This is a genomic window from Amycolatopsis sp. 505, assembly GCF_031625235.1.
Taxonomy (GTDB): domain Bacteria; phylum Actinomycetota; class Actinomycetes; order Mycobacteriales; family Pseudonocardiaceae; genus Amycolatopsis.
In genome coordinates this window covers 86256-103742 of record NZ_JACKQP010000010.1, presented here as the reverse complement: position 1 = coordinate 103742, position 17487 = coordinate 86256, and the positions used below count along the sequence as shown (strand labels likewise).

Here is a 17487-nt window from a genome sequence, read left to right as displayed (position 1 = left end):
CGACTCCGGTGGGTGAGGGGACCTGGCCCACCGGATTTACCAGGCCGCCCGCACCCGGCACACCCGCCGAATGAAGGTTTTTCACGTTTGTTCGACGATTTGTCTCATTCCGGACAGCAGAAGACCCCGGCGGGTGCACCCCGCCGGGGACCTCGCGCCGGGATCAGTTCCCCGGACGGAGACTGTCGTAGATCTCCTTGCAGGCCGGGCAGACCGGCGACCCGGGCTTCGGCGACTTCGTCACCGGGAAGACCTCGCCGCACAGCGCCACCACGTGAGTGCCCATGACCGCGCTCTCGGCGATCTTGTTCTTCTTCACGTAGTGGAACATCTTCGGCGAGTCGTCGTCGGTGGTGTCCGTGCCCTCGGGCGTGGTTTCCGGCTTCGTCAGCGTCTCGGTGCTCACCCGGCCATTGTGCCCGAGTCCCCGCGCGAAGGGTCTCCGGCCTGGCAGGATCCCCGGCATGTTCCAGAAGGTGCTCGCGACGTTCGGCTCGGGCGGGGCGAAGATCGACGCCCGCCTGCTCGACCGCACCGCCGCCCCCGGCCGCCCGCTCCACGGGGAAGTCCTGCTGCTCGGCGGCGAAGTCGACCAGGAGATCAAGGGGCTCGCGGTGACGCTGCTGGCCCGCGTCCAGACCCCCGGCGGCAAGACCGACGACCTCCCCTTCGGCACCCAGCAGCTGGTCGGCAGCGAGGTCATCCGGGCCGGCCAGCAGGTCCGCGTGCCGTTCGAGGTGCCACTGCCCTGGGAAACGCCGGTGACCAGCGTCTACGCCAAGCCGCTGACCGGCATGGCGGTCGGGGTCCGGGCCGAGCTCGACCTCGCCGCCGCGGTCAGCGACCCCTTCGACGCCGACGCCGTCGCCGTCGAGCCGCTCCCGGCGCAGAAGCGGATCCTCGACGCGCTGAGCCGGCTCGGCTTCACCTTCCGCGAAGCCGTCCTCGAGCCGGGCCGGGTCGACGGCGCCCGCCAGCAGCTGCCGTTCTTCCAGGAGATCCGCTTCACGCCCTCGCCGCGCTTCGCGACCATCTTCTCCCAGGTCGCGGTCACCTTCCTGACCTCGGCCGAGCGCACCGACGTCGTGCTCGAGGTCACCAAGCGGGTCCGGGTGAGCAAGACCGGCGGGTTCGGCGGCCGCGGCCAGGACTTCCTCGGGATGTTCACCATGAAGCCGGACGTCAACTGGGAGAAGCAGCTCGAGGACTGGCTCGACCTCCTCGCCCGGCCACGCGGGATCTTCGACTGATGCGCTGGTCCGAAGCGGTCGCCACGCTCGGCGGCACGTCCGACGCCTGGCCGCGGCTCGAAGCGCGCTACGCCGAGCCGCACCGCCGCTACCACACGCTCGCGCACGCGGCCGCCGTCGCGCGTGACTCCGCGTGCCTGGCCGAAGGCCTCGGCGACACCGAACGCGCCATCGTCGCCGTCGCGGCCTGGACGCACGACGTCGTGTACGACGCGAAGCCCGGCGAAGACGAACGCGCGAGCGCCGCCTGGGCGCGCGAAGCCCTGGCGGGAGTCGCCGAAGCGCACGTCGAGCGCGTCGAAGGCCTGATCCTCGCCACGATCGGGCACGACGCGCCGCCGGACGACCTCCTGGCCACCGCCCTCCTCGACGCCGACCTCGCCGTCCTCGGCGCGCCCGAAGAGCAGTACGCGGCGTACGCCCGCGGAGTGCGCGAGGAGTACGCGAAGTACCCCGACGACGTCTGGCGCGAAGGCCGCATCGCCGTCCTGGAGCGCCTGCTCGGGCGCGAGCTCTACCGCAGCGAAACCGCGCGGGCACGCTGGGCGAGCGCCGCCGCGAAGAACCTGACCGCCGAGCTGACCCACTGGCGCGGCGAGCGGACCGATCACCGATGATGGTCCCTCGTGACTACCGCACTCTCGCTGCACGAAGAGGTCGCCTCGGCGCTGCGTGACGGGCACCCCGTCGTCGCGCTGGAGAGCACCATCCTGTCCCACGGCCTCCCCGCCGGCCGCAACCTCGACGTCGCCCGCCGCCTCGAAGGCGTGGTCCGCGACGGCGGCGCCGTCCCGGCCACCATCGCGGTGCTCGACGGGCGGGTCGTCGTCGGCCTGTCCCCCGCCGAGCTCGAGCGCGTCTGCGCGCCGGACGCCGGCCTGGACAAGCTCTCGCTGCGCGACCTCGGCCCGGCTGTCGGCCTCGGCCGCTCGGGCGCGACGACCGTGGCGAGCACGTCGGCGCTGGCCGCCGCGGCCGGGATCGGGATGTTCGCCACCGGCGGGCTCGGCGGCGTGCACGTCGGTGCCGCGCAGTCGTGGGACGTCTCGGCGGACCTCGGCGTGCTGGCGAAGGTGCCGACCGTGGTCGTCTGCTCCGGCGTGAAGTCGGTGCTGGACATCCCGGCCACCCTGGAAGTGCTGGAGACGAACTCGGTGCCGGTGCTGGGCTACCGCACCGACGACTTCCCGGCGTTCTACCTGCGCTCGTCCGGGCACCAGGTCGGCTGGCGGGTCGACGACCCGAAGCAGGCCGCCGCCGTGATCGACGCGCACCGCGCGTACGCGAATTCCGGTGTGCTGCTGGCGAATCCGATCCCCGAAGCGTCCGAAATGGACAAGGAGCTGCACGACCGGCTGCTCGCCGAGGGCCTCGCGCTCGTCGAGGAGCAGGGCGTGCACGGCGCCGGCGTCACGCCGGTGCTGCTGGAGCACTTCCACACCGCGAGCGGCGGCGTGAGCATCGACGCGAACGAGGCGCTGGTGCTGAACAACGCCAAGCTGGCCACCGAAGTCGCGGTGGCGCTGGCATGAGCGGGATCGTAGTGGTCGGCGACGCGGCCCTGGACGTGATCGCCCGGCACGACAAGCCGTTGCCGCACGGGGGCGACGCGCGCGCGAAGATCCGGTTCACCGGCGGCGGCTCGGGCGCCAACACGGCGCTGTGGCTGCGGCACCTCGGCGCGGAGACGACGCTGCTCGCGCGGATCGGCGACGACCCGGGCGGCCGGCTCATCCGGGCCGAGCTGGAGGCGGCGGGCGTGCGGTGCGCGTTCTCCGTCGACCCCGAGGCGCCCACCTGCTGCGTCGTGGTCATGGTCGACGGGTCCGGGCAGCGGAGCATGCTGGCCGACCGCGGCGCGAACCAGCGCTTCGCGCCCGAAGACGTCACGCCCGAGGCCCTCGAAGGGGCGCGCCACCTGCACCTGTCCGGGTACGTGCTGCTCGACCCGCCGTCGCGCGCGGCCGGGCTCGCGGCGCTGGCGGCGGCGAAGGAGGCCGGGCTGACCACGTCGGTCGACCCCCAGGCCGCCGCGCACATCACCGACCCGGCCGCGTTCCTGGCCGACGTCCGCGGGGTCGACCTGCTGCTGCCGAACACCGAGGAGCTGGTCGCGCTGACCGGTTCGGCCGACCCGGTGTCGGCGAAGGAGCTGCTCGGCGCGGTCGGCGCGGTGGTGGTCACCGCCGGGCTCGACGGCGCCAGCTGGGTCGACGCCGAGGGCGTCACGAGCGTGCCGGCGGTCGAGGCGGAGTGCCTCGACTCGACCGGCGCGGGCGACGCCTTCGACGCGGGCGTGCTCACCGGCTGGCTGGCCGGGGAGTCCACTGTGGACGTCCTGCGGCACGGCACGCGGCTGGGCGCGCTGGCCGTCGGGAAGGTCGGCCCGCAGCCCGGGTAGGACCTGTCCGGCATCGCCGCGGTCCAGGCGATCACGGCGTGCCGGGGAGGGGCGGCGCCCGGTGTCAGGTGTCCGTCCCGCCGCCCTGCGCCCGGTTCCGCTTCCACTGCGACCACAGCACGTCGCCGAAGTTCTGCCACTTTTCGAATCGCTCGTCCGGGCTCGCCGCGGCCGAGGGGTCGAACGTGCCGATGCGGGCCGCCGGGCCGTCGGTCCGCGGCGGGACGGCGGCCTGGCGCTGGAGTTCGTCCCGGAACTCCACCCAGATCTCCTTGGCCGCCGCCTTCATGTCGTTCTCCACGCCGTCGAACGCCCGCCACACCTCGGCGAGGCAGTTCCCCGAGGAGAACGGCTGCACGAAGGCCATCTGCAGGTCGAGCCAGCCGACGTTGCCGCCGAACATGGTGTCCATGGCCCCGTTCAGGTTCCGGTTCAGCCACGAGCCGGACAGCCCGGCGGCCGGGACGGCGATCGCGCGCACGCTCGCCGCCCGGCCCGCCAGCGAGGGCTCGCTCGAGTAGAAGGCGGCCACCAGATCCCGGAGCTCGATCAGATCCGTGGCCCGCTGGGCCGCCGCGACCGCGATGAGCTTGTCCTTGACCAGCGCGGTCACGGTCCGCCGCACCTTCGACTCGGCGGCGGCGGTCCGGCTCATCAACAACCTGTCGATGGCGTCGGGGATTTCCGGCAGGACGGTTTTGTAGGCGTTCGTGTAGTAGACGAGTCCCTCGGCTGCTTTCAGGGCCCCGCTCCAGACTTCGCCCGGCACGCGGGGCTGGGCGGCGCGGAGGCGGTCGGCCACTTCGGCGCCGTAGGCCGCGCCGGCGCCGGCCTGGCTCCTCCCGCCACCGCAGGCCACGAACTTGAACGCGGTGTCCTTCTGCACCTGCCGCCGGTCGTCGGAGGCCTCGGAGACGAAGTCGGCCGGAGTGAGTCCGCCCAGCTTCGCCCGGTTGCCGTGGCCGTAGAAGACCGAGGCTTCGGTGGTGGGTGCCGGCGGGAAGACCCAGGAGCCGTCCCACTGGTGCTTCCCACCCGCCCCGGCGGCCCCCTTGGCGGTCAGCGACTCCTCGATCTCGTCGACCTCGGCGTCCCCCACCATGTTGTGCACGCCTTCGCCGAAGGGGTTGGGCATCCGCACCATCAGCCGCTGCACGGGCACCGCCGGCCCGGTCCGCCCGAGCATCGCCACCACGGCCTGGTTCCCGGCGAGCCGTTGCCAGCCCAGGAGCGGGTGGCCGGGCGCTTGACCAGGAGCACGGACGGGACGCTTGGCCACGCGTTCGGGCTGGGGTTCGGCGTGTTTTTCCACGGCGCACCGGCTTTCCGACCGGGAGGCGGACTTGCCGCCTGTGTACGACCGGACACTACCCGTGACGGCGGGCCTTCCGGCAGTTCCGCACGGGCACGGATCACTGCCCGTCAGGCCGCCCGTGCCGAACCCCCGGCGCGCCATCCCTAGCCGTCGATCACCCGGTGACTGGTGCTTTCGATCGCCTTCGCTTCGCGCTGGTAGGTGTTGACCTTCTCGGACTTGCGGGGCGGGCGGTCGTTGGCGATCAGGACCGCCACCCACGGCAGCGGCACCGAGATCGCCAGGAACCCCAGCGCGAGCCACCAGGTGTGGTAGGTCAGCCCGGCGAGGATCAGGCACGGGATCCGGCAGGCCATCATGATCACGTACTTGCGCTTGCGGGCGGCGAACTGCTCTTCGTACGACGGGGCCGCCCCGGTGATCAGCACCGGGTCCGAGTCCTTGGCGGGCGTGGTCACTGCACCACCTCCGCCTCCATCGTCCCACTTGTGCGGTTCATGCGACACCGGGGTGACGCATCTTGCTCAGGGCGGCGAGGACGAGGGTTTCGATGCCGGTGCGCAGGGTCGGGTGCAGCACCGGGGCGAACCGCGGCGAGTGGTTGGACGGGATGTCGCGCTCGAACCGGCCCTCGGTCATCGCCGTGATCACCGTCTGCGGGTCGAAGCCGCCGACCAGCCAGAACACCGACGGGACGCCGGCCGCCCGGCCGAACTCGCTGAAGTCCTCGCTGCCGGTGATCAGCGGCGCCGGCAGCACGACGTCGGCGCCGAAGTGGCCGCGGAAGACCTCGGTGAGGGCCTCGTTGGCGGCCTCGTCGTTCTCCGTGATCGGGTAGGCGCCTGACCGCTCGATCTCCGGTGGCTTCGGCGCGCCGGCCGTGGCGGCCTCGCCGTGCACGATCCGCTCGACCGCGGCCAGCACCCGCTCGCGCACGGCCTGGTCGAACGACCGGACGTTGACCTCCAGGACGGCGTCGTCGGCGATCACGTTGCTCGCGGTGCCCACGTGCAGCGAGCCGACGGTGACCACGGCCGAGTCGGTGGCGGCGATCTCGCGGGAGACGATCGTCTGCAGCTTGAGCACCACGGACGCGGCCAGCACGGCCGGGTCGACGGTGGTTTCCGGGCGCGAGCCGTGCCCGCCGCGGCCGTGCAGGGTGACGCGCAGCGTGTCGGTGGCGGCCATGATCACGCCGGGCCGGGTGAGCACCCAGCCGGCCGGGCCGGGCACCAGGTGCTGCCCGAACACGACGTCGGGCCGGCCGGCGATGTCGAAGAGGCCGTCGCGGACCATCGCCGACGCGCCGCCCGCGCCCTCCTCCCCCGGCTGGAACACCACCAGCAGCGTGCCGGACCAGGTGTCGCGGCCCTTCGCGAGCAGCGCGGCGGCGCCGGAGAGCCAGGTGGCGTGCATGTCGTGGCCGCAGGCGTGCATGACCGGGACGTCGGTGCCGTGTTCGTCGGTGGCGCGGGCGGTGCTGGCGTAGGACAGCCCGGTCTTCTCCTCGACCGGCAGCGCGTCGATGTCGGCACGCAGCTGCACCACCGGCCCCTCGCCGTTGCGCAGCACGCCCAGCACCCCGGTGCCGGCGATGCCGGTGTGCACCTCGTAGCCGTCGCGCTCCAGCCGCCGGGCCAGCTCGGCCGCCGTCCGGGTCTCGGCGAAGGACAGCTCCGGGTGCCGGTGGAAGTCGATGTACAGCGCTTCGAGCTCGGGCAGCGCCGCGTCGAGCGGGGCGAGGACGCGTTCAGGGGTCACGGGGGCCATCGTGGCAGCATTACCCACCGTGAGCACGCGAAGTGAGTTGCCCGACCTGTCCGACGACGTCTGCGCGCGGCTGCGCGAGGCCTTCCGGCGCACCTCCTACGACGCCGACGGCGTGGTCGACGCCCTCGGCGGGGCCGCGCACGCGGCGCTGGGCCGCGGCGAGCCGGTGCCCGCCGAGCGCGCGAGCCGGGACGCCGGTGACCTCGGGACCCTGATCCGGCTGTTCCTGCTGGGCGGCACCGAGCCGGAGACCGCGGTCAAGGCCGCCTTCGCGCCGCTTTCACCCGAAGACGCCGTCTCCGCCGGGGTGCTGGCGCCGGTCGCGGACGGCTACCGGGCCGCGCTGGACATCCGGCCGCACGGCGACGAAGAGGGTTCGTGGTGGGTCGTGTCGGACCTCGACGCCGACCTGCTGGGCCACACCGTGCCCGAGGACCACGTGCTCGGCGTCGGCCACGCGTCGCTGTCGCTGATCCGCGCGACGAGCCGCCGCCCGGTGGGCACCCTGCTCGACCTGGGCACCGGCAACGGCGTCCAGGCGCTGCACGCGACCCGGCACGCCGAGCGCGTCACCGCCACCGACGTCTCCGCGCGGGCCCTCGCCCTGGCCGCGGCGACCTTCCGGCTGAACGAGCTGGACGTCGAGCTCGTCCGCGGCGAGTGGTTCGCGCCGGTCGCGCGGCGGAAGTTCGACCAGGTCGTCTGCAATCCGCCGTTCGTGGTCGGCCCAGCGCGGGTGGACTACACCTACCGCGACTCCGGGCTGGCCGGCGACGACGCGAGCGCGCTGGTCGTGCGGCAGCTGCCCGGGTTCCTGAACGACGGCGGCACCGGCCACCTGCTGGCGTCCTGGTTGCACACCGGCAAGGAGGACTGGTCCGATCGGGTGAGCCGCTGGCTGCCCGCCGAGACCGACGCCTGGTTCGTGCAGCGCGACGTCGCCGATCCGGCGCTCTACGTGGGCACGTGGCTGCGGGACGCGGGTCTGGACCCGCGGTCGCCCGAGGGCCGGGCGAAGGCGGCGGCGTGGCTCGATTGGTTCGCCGCCAACGACGTCCGGGGCATCGGCTTCGGGTTCGTCACGCTGCGGCGGGCGTCGGGGCGGACACCGACCGTGGTCTGCGAAGACCTGCGGCAGGCCTACGACGACCCGCTGGGCCCGGAAGCGGCCGGGTGGCTGGACCGCGTGGAATGGCTGCGCGAGTCGGGTGATTCCTTACTGGATGTCCGGTTTGTGGTGCCGGACACGGTTTTGCTCGAAAGCGTCGAGGAACCCGGCGACGAGGGCTGGGCGACGACCGTCCGGCGGCTGCACCGCACCGACGGGCCGGGCTGGCAGCACGAGGTGGACGAACTCGCCACGCGGCTGCTGGCGGGCTGCCGCGGCGCGCTGCCGCTGGAGGACCTGATCGAGCTCCTCGCGGCCGCGCAAGGCCTGTCGTCGGAGGAACTCGCGGCCGCCGCGCTGCCCGTCGTCCGGGAGCTCGTCCGGCACGGGATGCTCGTCCCGGCGGGCCGGTGAGGGCGGTCGCGGCCCGCGTCACGCGGGCGGACGTGACGGTGGACGGCGAAGTCGTCGGCGCGATCGGCGAACCGGGTTTGCTTGTGCTGCTGGGAATTCACGTCGACGACGATCCGGCGAAGGCCGCCACGATGGCGCGCAAACTGCACGAACTGCGGCTGTTGCGCGACGAGGAATCATGCGCCACGGCGAATGCCCCGCTGCTCGTGGTGAGCCAGTTCACGCTCTACGGCGACACGAAGAAAGGGCGGCGGCCGTCGTGGACGCAGGCGGCCCGGCCGGAGGTCGCCGAGCCGTTGGTGGACGCCGTCGTGGCCGAGCTGCGCGGCCGCGGCGCCACCGTGGCGACCGGGCGGTTCGGGGCGATGATGGCGGTGTCGAGCGTGAACGACGGTCCGTTCACGGTTGTCGTAGAGGTCTAGACCACTGCGATCCGGTTCGGTTTCCGGCCGGATTCATATGGAATTCTCAGGTTTACCGGTCACGGAACGTTCTCAGCAAAAGCTCAGCCTTGATTGAGCAACCGGATCGCTCCGGCAGCCGTCTTCTTCTATGACGAGCCGGGAACGTTTTGGGAACCCGGAGCGTTGTGCCAGATGTCCAGCCAAGCCGGCCGGACCGGCGTACCGGGTTCCACAGGCCCCGGTCCGCGGGTACGCACCCGGTGGACGACCGCAGCAGCACGTTCAGCCCGTGACCGGGGAGGCAGAATGTCAGTCCAGACTCTCGAACGCGAGTCGCGCGGGATTCGCGAGCGCATCCCGGCTCAGACGACCGAGGAGCCGGCGATGAGCGTGGGGGCGCTCACCGACGCCGACCTCGACGCCCAGAGCCCCGCCGCCGACCTCGTCCGCGTCTACCTCAACGGCATCGGCAAGACGGCCCTGCTGTCCGCGGCCGACGAGGTCGAGCTGGCGAAGCGCATCGAAGCCGGCGTGTTCGCCCAGCACATGCTGGACACGGCCGAGGAACTCACGGCCAAGCGCCGCACCGAGCTGGCCGCGCTGGTCCGTGACGGCCACGTGGCCAAGAACCACCTGCTGGAGGCGAACCTCCGCCTGGTGGTCTCGCTCGCCAAGCGCTACACCGGCCGGGGGATGCCGCTGCTCGACCTGATCCAGGAGGGGAACCTGGGTCTCATCCGCGCGGTGGAGAAGTTCGACTACTCCAAGGGGTTCAAGTTCTCGACGTACGCCACCTGGTGGATCCGGCAGGCCATCACCCGGGGCATGGCCGACCAGGGCCGCACGATCCGCCTGCCGGTCCACCTGGTGGAACAGGTCAACAAGCTGGCCCGCATCAAGCGTGACCTGCACCAGCAGCTCGGCCGCGACGCCACGCACGAGGAGCTGTCGGCCGAGTCGGGCATCCCGGCGCACAAGATCTCGGACCTGCTCGACCACTCGCGTGACCCGGTAAGCCTGGACATGCCGGTCGGCACCGAGGAGGACGCCCCTCTGGGCGACTTCATCGAGGACTCCGAGGCGACGGACGCCGAGAGCGCCGTGATCTCGGGCCTGCTGCAGGACGACCTGCGCCGGGTCCTGGCCACGCTGGACGACCGCGAGCAGCACGTGATCCGCCTGCGCTACGGCCTCGACGACGGCCAGCCGCGCACGCTCGACCAGATCGGCAAGCACTTCGGGCTGTCCCGCGAACGCGTCCGCCAGATCGAGCGCGAGGTCATGTCGAAGCTCCGCCAGGGCGAGCGCGCGGACCGGCTCCGCGCTTACGCCAGCTGATCGTTCCCTCGAGGGGCGGGTGCCGTGGGCACCCGCCCCTCGTGCGTTTCCGCAACCCGCTGACCAGGCATTCGGCGCGAGTGGAGAATTTTCCACGAAAACCGGGTTTCACCCGTGATCGGCCGGGGTAGCAACCCTCCGCCAGCACCCGTTCGGCGGCGTTGACTTATGACCTGCGTCACGACAGCCTCGAAGTGCCGGCGCAGGCCTCGCAACCGGGTGTGCACGCACCCGGGAGCTTTCCCCGGGAGGTCGGGTCCGTCGGGGTGGACCCGGCCTCCCGACCACTTCCCCCAGACGGACGACACGCGCACCCAGGCGGACGACACGCGTACCTGGCGGGACGACACGCGTACCGGGCCGGACGACACGCGTACCCAGGCGGACGACACGCGCGCACCTGACGGGACGGGCACGCCAAGGCCCCCGCGGACACCACCCAGCCCTCCCCGCAACCCCGATCCGAAGCCAGAACACGGCCGGCGGTGCCGGGTCAAGGCATCTTTCCCGCCTTGACGCGGCGCCGCCGGCCGTAGTCACAATCGGGCGTCGGGGTGGTGGGCCTCTGAACCGACCAATGGACGCGTGGGGTGGCCCACAGTGACCGAGTGCACCTGTCCGGCACGAAAACCGCCTGCGTAGGGTGGACCGATCCCGGAGCTGGCAAAGGAGCCTGGCAGTGCCGTCCACCACGTTTCAGCACACCGAAGTCCTCCCGCTGGGCAAGGACACCACCACCGAATACCGGTTGGTCACCGACGAGGGCGTCGAGACCGTCGAAGCCGCCGGGCGCACCTTCCTGAAGATCGCCCCGGAAGCGCTCACCACGCTCGCGCGCACCGCCATCACCGACATCCAGCACCTGTTGCGCACGTCACACCTGCAGCAGCTGCGGGCCATCGTCGACGATCCCGAAGCGAGCGGCAACGACCGGTTCGTCGCCATGGACCTGCTGCGCAACGCCGCCATCTCGGCCGGTGGCGTCCTCCCGATGTGCCAGGACACCGGGACCGCCATCGTCATCGGCAAGCGCGGCGAAGGCGTCCTCACCGGCGGGGACGACGAGCGGGCCCTCTCGCAGGGCATCTTCGACGCCTACCAGCAGCTGAACCTGCGGTATTCGCAGATGGCCCCGGTCAACTTCTGGGACGAGCGCAACACCGGCACCAACCTGCCCGCGCAGATCGAGCTTTACCACAAGGACGGGGACCCGACCTACGAGTTCCTCTTCATGGCCAAGGGTGGCGGCAGCGCCAACAAGACGTTCCTCTACCAGGAAACCAAGGCCGTCCTGAACCCGAAGCGGCTCGCGCGCTTCCTCGACGAGAAGCTGCGCAGCCTCGGCACCGCGGCCTGCCCGCCCTACCACCTCGCCATCGTCGTCGGCGGGATGTCGGCCGAGTTCAACCTCAAGGTCGCGAAGCTCGCCTCCGCGCGCTACCTCGACAACCTGCCGCAGGAGGGCTCCGAACTCGGCCACGCCTTCCGCGACACCGGCCTCGAGCAGCAGGTCCTCGAAATGACCCGGCAGTTCGGCATCGGCGCGCAGTTCGGCGGGAAGTACTTCTGCCACGACGTCCGCGTCATCCGGCTGCCCCGGCACGGCGCGAGCTGCCCGGTCGGCATCGCCGTCTCCTGCTCCGCCGACCGGCAGGCCAAGGCCAAGATCACCGCCGACGGCGTGTTCATCGAGCAGCTCGAGCGCGACCCGGCGCAGTTCCTGCCCGACATCACCGAGGAAGACCTCTCCGACGACGTCGTGGCCGTCGACCTGAACCGGCCGATGGCCGAGATCCGGGCGCAGCTCTCGCAGCTGCCCGTCAAGACGCGGCTTTCGCTCACCGGACCGCTGGTCGTCGCGCGGGACATCGCGCACGCCAAGATCGCCGAGCGGCTCGACGCCGGCGAGGAGATGCCCGACTACCTGAAGAACCACCCGGTCTACTACGCAGGCCCGGCGAAGACGCCCGAGGGCTACGCGTCCGGCTCGTTCGGCCCGACCACGGCCGGGCGGATGGACTCCTACGTCGAGCAGTTCCAGGCCGCCGGCGGCTCGCTCGTCATGCTGGCCAAGGGCAACCGCTCCAAGCAGGTGACGAACGCCTGCCGGACGCACGGCGGGTTCTACCTCGGCTCCATCGGCGGCCCGGCCGCGCGGCTCGCTCAGGACTGCATCAAGAAGGTCGACGTCCTCGAGTACGCCGAGCTCGGCATGGAAGCCGTGTGGAAGATCGAGGTCGAGGACTTCCCCGCCTTCATCGTCATCGACGACAAGGGCAACGACTTCTTCGCCAGCACCGGCGATCCGGTGCTGCAGATCAGCTTCCGCTAGGACGCGGAAAAGGGGACACCGGCCCGCCGCCGGTGTCCCCTTTTCCGTGCGCTCAGCCGACGCGCTCGATCCGCGCGCGCCGGATGAGGAACTTCCCCGGTTCCCGGACCTGTTCGAAGGCCGCGTTGTTGAGCAGCGTGCAGCTGCCCGACACCGACGTCACCTCGACCGTCGTGGACTTCGAATTGTCCAAATTGGTCACCTTGAGCTTCGTCCCGGCCGGGAACTGGTTGCTCGACGCGGCCGGTGCGCCGCCCTCGCCCGAGAGCGTCACGGTCGAACCGGGGCACACGACCTGGCCGACCGCGCCGCCGTCGCCCGCGGCCGGTTGCGCCGGCTTCTGCTGCTGCCCGGGCGCCTGGGCCTTGCCCGGCGCGTTGCCGGAGTTGCCCGGCGCCGCCTGGCCGTTGCCCGCTCCGGCCTGACCGTTGTTCGCCGCCACGTTCGCCGTGCAGCCCGCAACTTGCCGCCGCTGCTGGATCAGGTCCACCACCGCCTGGCGGTTGGCGATCCGCGCGGCCGACTGCGCGTCCGGGTTCGCCTGCTGGCCCGCGATGAAGTTCAGGTTGTTCTGCAGGGCGGTGTCGAGTCCCCCGCAGTTCTCCTTGGGCGCTTCGGCCGCGTTGCCCGCGGGACTGCTCAGCGCGATGGCGGTCGCGGTGATACCGGAAACACCCAGCAACGCGGCCAATCCGATGGTCGCCTTCTTGCGGTGCCGGCCACTGCTCAACCGGGGCATGGGCCCCTCCTCTCTGATCGCCACCTCAAACCGGGACACGGCCCGGTCCCGGCGGCGGTTCAGCGGAAGGCCCGACAATTTTCGACAACTTCGACGGTGAGCGGACCACGCGCAGGTCGTGGTCCGGACCACCGGACGGCGATCGTCCACTGCGGACAGCACGCGGCCCCCGGAGACGTTCTCCGGGGGCCGGGGTGGGAGCCGTTACTTCGGCGGCGTGCTCTTCAGCACGACCTTGCGCTGGTCCAGCGGCGCGGCCAGGGTGACCGAGATGACCGGGTACCGGATGTCCATCGTGCACATCTGATTGGTCTGCGCCTTCGTCTCGCTCAGGGTGACGACGACGTGGTCGCCCGCCTGCTCGCCCGCCTCGCCGAGCGCGTGCCCGCAGCCGCCCTCCTGGGCGCGGATGTTGAGCACCGTGCCACCGTTGGCCGTCCACACCTCGCGCGGGAACCCGGCCGGCAGCGCGGTCGCGTCGATCTGGCCGGCCGGCACCTGGGTGCTGCCCTCGGGCACGGTCAGCCGGGGCTTGCCGGGCGGGTTGGGCTCGGGCGGGGCCGGCAGCACCGACTCACTCGGCGACGCGGACGGCGACGCCGTCGTCGTCGACACGCTGCCGGTGGGTGCCGCGGGCCGGCCGGCGGGGATGTTCTGGCCGGCGCAGGCCGTCACCATCAGCAGGAGCGCGCCTGTCCCGGCCACCTTCGCTGAGTACCTCATGCCCCCAAGACGGAACGGGGATGCCGCGGGGTTGCATCGGAAATGGTCTGGGAGGGCCTCCCGGGCATCCCGGGGCGACCCTCCCAGCGTTCGTGGTGGTCAGCCCTGGCGGAGGACGACCGTGCGCGTCCCCAGCGGCTCCGCGAGGGTGAGGGGGACCGTGATCTCCTTGATGTAGTCCGGGCACAGCTGTCCCTTGGGCGCCGACGTCACGGCGACCAGCACGACCACCTGCTGCGCCGTCTGCTCGCCGACGCGCGCCGAGATGCGGCGGCAGCCACCCTCCTCGGCCTGCAGGATCAGGGTCCGGCCGTCGAGGCTGCGGGTCAGGCTGCGCGGGTAGCCCTCGGGCAGCGAGCGGGCGTCGACCTGCGTCTCGGCGACGACGTCGTCACCCGGGGCGATGCCCTGCGTCGGCCGCCCGACCGTCTGGGACGGCGGCGGCCCGAGCGTGGGTGTCACGGTCCCGGGCACGCTCACCGACGTCGAGGGCGTCTCGGGCGCCGAGCCGGGGCCCGCCGGGGCGCCGGCGCCGGAATTCGCGGCACAGGCCGTCGCCGTGAGCAGCAGCAGGCCCGCACCCAGCAGTTTCACCGTGGTACGCATACCTGCCAGACGGAGCGGACCCCCGCGAGGTTGCATCGGCTCACCGATGAGCCGCCCGGCCCAGCCGGGTGGTGAAGCTCAGCCGGTCGCCGCGGTAGAGGGACCGGACCCGTTCGAACGGGACGCCGTCCGGGCCCCACGAGACGCGGTGGGTCAGCAGCATCGGCAGCGCCGGGTTCGTCCCGATCAGCAACGCCTCGCGCGGGGTGGCCAGCACCGTCTCGACCCGCTCCTCCGCGCCGTCGAACACGACGCCGAGCTTGCCGGTCAGGCACGCGTACAGCGACTGCTCCGGGTCGAACACGTCGAGCAGGTCCGGGAACCGCGCAGCCAGGAGATATGTCGACTCCAGCCCGACGCGCTCCTCGTCGGCCAGGAGGACGCGCTCGAGGTGGAACACTTCGGCGTCCGATGTCACCTGGAGGTCGGCGGCCAGGGCGCTGCCCGCGGGGCGCCGCTCCAGGGTGATCACCGTGCGGCCCGGCCGGATGCCCTGGCGCCGCAGCCCCTCCGTGTAGCTCACCAGGGCCAGCGGCTGGACGAGCTTCGGGCCGGCGATGTAGGTGCCGCTGCCCTGGCGGCGGCTGAGCCTGCCCTCGAGCACCAGCTCCGCGACCGCTTGCCGTACGGTCGCCCTCGACACTTCGAACCGTTCGCACAATTCCCGTTCCGTGGGCAGCACCGCACCTTCGCCGAGTTCCGCGATCACCGCCAGCAGTTCGACCTTGACCGCGTAGTACCGCGGGACACGGCCGTGTTCGGGAATCCCGTCGAGGACGGGACCGTCGGCGGACAGGCGGGAATGGCGCGAAGGGGCGGGCACGGAATCGACCCTATTCGGTTTCCGGTGCGCCGTGGTTCGCTGTGGCACGCAACACGGCCGACCGCTGGAGGATCACCCGGATGCCCCCGACTTCACTCGACCGGCGGCTCGGCCTGGCCGACGCCGTTTTCCTCGGCCTGGGCTCGATGATCGGGGCCGGTGTGTTCGCCGCGTTCGCCCCGGCGGCGCGCGCGGCCGGGGCCGGATTGCTCATCGCATTGGTCCTCGCGGCCGTCGTCGCTTACTGCAATGCGACGTCTTCGGCGCGATTGGCCGCGATTCACCCGGAATCCGGCGGCACCTACGTTTACGGCCGGGAAAGGCTCGGTGAATTCTGGGGTTACCTGGCCGGCTGGGGATTCGTCACCGGGAAGACGGCCAGCTGCGCCGCGATGACGCTGACCGTCGTCGCCTACACCGCGCCGGGGCTCGACCGGCCGTGGCGGAGCCTCCTGGCCGTCGCGGTGGTCGCCGCGCTCACCGCGGTCAACTACTTCGGCGTGCACCGGTCGGCGCTCGCCACCCGGGTGATCGTGTCGTGCACCCTGCTCGTGCTCACCGCCGCGGCCGTGGCGATGGCCGCCGGGCCGTCGAGCGGCGGCCCGCTCGTCGCCTGGCCGGGTGGCGGGGGCGTGCTCGAAGCGGCCGGGCTGCTTTTCTTCGCCTTCGCCGGGTACGCGCGGCTCGCCACGCTCGGCGAGGAGGTCCGCGACCCGGCCCGCACCATCCCCCGGGCCATCCCGCTCGCCCTCGGCATCACCCTCGTCGTCTACGCCGCACTGGCGGTGCTGCTGCTCGTCCGGCTCGGCCCGGCCGCGCTCGCCGCGAGCCCGGACCCGGTCGCGGCGGCCGTCCCGGGGTGGCTCGCCCCGGTCGTCCGGGCCGGCGCGGCCGTCGCGGCCCTCGGTTCGCTGCTCGCGCTCATCCTCGGCGTCTCGCGCACGACGCTGGCGATGAGCCGCGACGGCCACCTCCCCCGGTTCCTCGCCGCCGTCCACCCGCGCTACCGGGTGCCGCACCGCGCGGAGCTCGCCGTCGGGCTCGTCGTCGCCGTGCTCGCCGCGTCGATCGACCTGCGCGCCGCGATCGGCTTCTCGTCCTTCGCCGTGCTGACGTACTACGCGATCGCCAACGCGGCCGCGCTCACGCTGCCGGGGAAGGCGCGAGCCGTCCTCGGGCTGGCCGGGTGCGTGGTGCTCGCCTTCAGTCTCCCCCTGCCGTCGGTGCTCGCCGGGTGCGCCGCGTTGTTGCTGGGCAGTCTGGCCTACGGCGTTCGTCGGATCCGCCGGTGAGAAATCACCCAACCGCCCGAAAGATCCGAAGAAAGTCGGTTGTCCCGATCTGCGCGCACCTGGTGTAGTCGTGAGGCCGCTTTCGGCAACGGCTTCCACTGTGGACACTGGAAGGACTGATCCCCTTGGCCCCCAAGCGCTGGTTCACCCTGCTCAGAAACGCCACCACCGCCCTCGCCGCGGTCGCCGCCGCCGCGGCGTTCGCCACCCCGGCGATCGCCACCGCCGCCCAGCCGCCGTCCACGAACGTCGTCGGCGGAACGCGGGCCGCCCAGGGCGAATTCCCGTTCATGGTCCGCCTTTCCATGGGCTGCGGCGGAGCGCTCTACACCAAGCAGATCGTGCTGACCGCGGCGCACTGCGTCAGCCGGACCGGCGCCAACACCTCGATCACGGCGACCGTCGGAGTCGTGGACCTGCAGAGCTCCAGCGCGCAGAAGATCCGCTCGACCTACGTCTACCAGTCCCCCACCTACGGCACCTCGACCGGCGGTGACTGGGCGCTGATCAAGCTGGCCAGCCCGGTGAGCGGGCTGTCGACCATGCCGATCGCGACCACCAGCGCGTACAACACCGGCACGTTCACCGTGGCCGGCTGGGGCGCGGCCCGCGAAGGCGGCGCGCAGCAGCGGTACCTGCTCAAGGCGACCGTCCCGTTCGTCGACGACGCCACCTGCCGCGCCCAGGGCGGCAGCTACCCCGACCTCATCCCGAGCGCCGAGATCTGCGCGGGCAACCTCGCCTCCGGCGGCGTCGACACCTGCCAGGGCGACTCCGGCGGCCCGATGTTCCGCCGGGACAACAACAACGCCTGGATCCAGGTCGGCATCGTCTCCTGGGGTGACGGCTGCGCCCGGGCGCACGCCCCCGGCGTCTACACCGAGGTGAGCACGTTCGCGTCGAAGATCGCCGCGGCCGCCGCCACGCTGTAACCGCTTCCGCACGAAAGGAAGGGCCCCCGCCGCGGCGGGG

18 protein-coding genes are annotated in these 17487 nt (G+C 72.0%); 10 read left to right on the top strand and 8 right to left on the bottom strand.

The window, feature by feature from the left end:
* Window positions 1–163: 163 nt before the first annotated feature.
* Window positions 164–406 (bottom strand): DUF3039 domain-containing protein, encoded by a 243-nt coding sequence (locus H5965_RS33895; RefSeq protein WP_176176076.1) that lies wholly within the window; start codon window positions 404–406, stop codon window positions 164–166.
* 58 nt (window positions 407–464) lie between these two features.
* Here H5965_RS33895 and H5965_RS33890 point away from each other — a divergent pair, with 58 nt between their 5' ends.
* From H5965_RS33890 to H5965_RS33875, 4 genes are read left to right on the top strand one after another with little or no spacing between them, the layout of a single operon-like run.
* Complete coding sequence (locus H5965_RS33890) at window positions 465–1250, top strand: sporulation protein (protein ID WP_310974863.1); 786 nt, start codon at window positions 465–467, stop codon at window positions 1248–1250.
* Window positions 1250–1867, top strand: a complete 618-nt coding sequence (locus H5965_RS33885) for a hypothetical protein (protein WP_310974862.1) — start codon at window positions 1250–1252, stop codon at window positions 1865–1867. Before H5965_RS33890 ends, H5965_RS33885 begins: the two co-directional genes overlap by 1 nt.
* A 9-nt stretch (window positions 1868–1876) precedes the next feature.
* Window positions 1877–2782 carry a pseudouridine-5'-phosphate glycosidase gene (locus tag H5965_RS33880; protein WP_310974861.1) on the top strand — a complete coding sequence of 302 codons (906 nt, stop codon included), beginning with the start codon at window positions 1877–1879 and terminating at the stop codon, window positions 2780–2782.
* The gene (locus tag H5965_RS33875; protein ID WP_310974860.1) at window positions 2779–3651 is read left to right on the top strand and encodes a sugar kinase; all 873 of its coding nucleotides are present in this window, start codon (window positions 2779–2781) and stop codon (window positions 3649–3651) included. Before H5965_RS33880 ends, H5965_RS33875 begins: the two co-directional genes overlap by 4 nt.
* A gap of 64 nt (window positions 3652–3715) precedes the next feature.
* Here the strand turns inward: H5965_RS33875 and H5965_RS33870 are convergent, their stop codons facing one another.
* From H5965_RS33870 to H5965_RS33860, 3 genes are all read right to left on the bottom strand, one after another.
* Entirely contained in the window at window positions 3716–4930 is a 1215-nt protein-coding gene (locus H5965_RS33870; protein ID WP_310974859.1) for a hypothetical protein, read from the bottom strand.
* A 179-nt stretch (window positions 4931–5109) separates the two neighbouring features.
* Complete coding sequence (locus tag H5965_RS33865; protein ID WP_310974858.1) at window positions 5110–5424, bottom strand: DUF3099 domain-containing protein; 315 nt, start codon at window positions 5422–5424, stop codon at window positions 5110–5112.
* Window positions 5425–5461: 37 nt separating this feature from the next.
* Window positions 5462–6727 carry an amidohydrolase gene (locus H5965_RS33860; RefSeq protein WP_310974857.1) on the bottom strand — a complete coding sequence of 422 codons (1266 nt, stop codon included), beginning with the start codon at window positions 6725–6727 and terminating at the stop codon, window positions 5462–5464.
* A gap of 28 nt (window positions 6728–6755) precedes the next feature.
* Here H5965_RS33860 and H5965_RS33855 point away from each other — a divergent pair, with 28 nt between their 5' ends.
* The 4 genes from H5965_RS33855 (at window position 6756) to H5965_RS33840 (ending at window position 12332) form a co-directional block, all read left to right on the top strand.
* Window positions 6756–8258: a methyltransferase gene (locus tag H5965_RS33855; protein ID WP_310974856.1), complete on the top strand. Its 1503-nt coding sequence runs from the start codon at window positions 6756–6758 to the stop codon at window positions 8256–8258.
* On the top strand, window positions 8255–8680 hold the full coding sequence (dtd, locus tag H5965_RS33850; protein ID WP_310974855.1) for a D-aminoacyl-tRNA deacylase: 426 nt from the start codon (window positions 8255–8257) through the stop codon (window positions 8678–8680). Before H5965_RS33855 ends, dtd begins: the two co-directional genes overlap by 4 nt.
* Before the next feature lie 288 nt (window positions 8681–8968).
* Entirely contained in the window at window positions 8969–10000 is a 1032-nt protein-coding gene (locus tag H5965_RS33845; RefSeq protein ID WP_310974854.1) for a sigma-70 family RNA polymerase sigma factor, read from the top strand.
* Window positions 10001–10679: 679 nt separating this feature from the next.
* The gene (locus H5965_RS33840; RefSeq protein ID WP_310974853.1) at window positions 10680–12332 is read left to right on the top strand and encodes a fumarate hydratase; all 1653 of its coding nucleotides are present in this window, start codon (window positions 10680–10682) and stop codon (window positions 12330–12332) included.
* Between the two features lie 52 nt (window positions 12333–12384).
* On the opposite strand, the gene H5965_RS33835 is transcribed toward H5965_RS33840, so the two are convergent.
* The 4 genes from H5965_RS33835 to H5965_RS33820 form a co-directional block, all read right to left on the bottom strand.
* Window positions 12385–13071: a hypothetical protein gene (locus H5965_RS33835; RefSeq protein WP_310974852.1), complete on the bottom strand. Its 687-nt coding sequence runs from the start codon at window positions 13069–13071 to the stop codon at window positions 12385–12387.
* Window positions 13072–13275: 204 nt separating this feature from the next.
* Entirely contained in the window at window positions 13276–13794 is a 519-nt protein-coding gene (locus H5965_RS33830) for a hypothetical protein (protein ID WP_396136971.1), read from the bottom strand.
* 99 nt (window positions 13795–13893) lie between these two features.
* The gene (locus H5965_RS33825; RefSeq protein WP_310974851.1) at window positions 13894–14388 is read right to left on the bottom strand and encodes a hypothetical protein; all 495 of its coding nucleotides are present in this window, start codon (window positions 14386–14388) and stop codon (window positions 13894–13896) included.
* Window positions 14389–14440: 52 nt separating this feature from the next.
* The gene (locus H5965_RS33820; protein ID WP_310974850.1) at window positions 14441–15223 is read right to left on the bottom strand and encodes a GntR family transcriptional regulator; all 783 of its coding nucleotides are present in this window, start codon (window positions 15221–15223) and stop codon (window positions 14441–14443) included.
* 80 nt (window positions 15224–15303) lie between these two features.
* Between H5965_RS33820 and H5965_RS33815 the strand changes: the two genes are divergently transcribed.
* Both H5965_RS33815 and H5965_RS33810 read left to right on the top strand, forming a co-directional pair.
* The gene (locus tag H5965_RS33815) at window positions 15304–16515 is read left to right on the top strand and encodes an amino acid permease (RefSeq protein WP_310974849.1); all 1212 of its coding nucleotides are present in this window, start codon (window positions 15304–15306) and stop codon (window positions 16513–16515) included.
* A 125-nt stretch (window positions 16516–16640) separates the two neighbouring features.
* Window positions 16641–17447 carry a serine protease gene (locus H5965_RS33810; RefSeq protein ID WP_310974848.1) on the top strand — a complete coding sequence of 269 codons (807 nt, stop codon included), beginning with the start codon at window positions 16641–16643 and terminating at the stop codon, window positions 17445–17447.
* The last annotated feature ends 40 nt before the right edge of the window (window positions 17448–17487 follow it).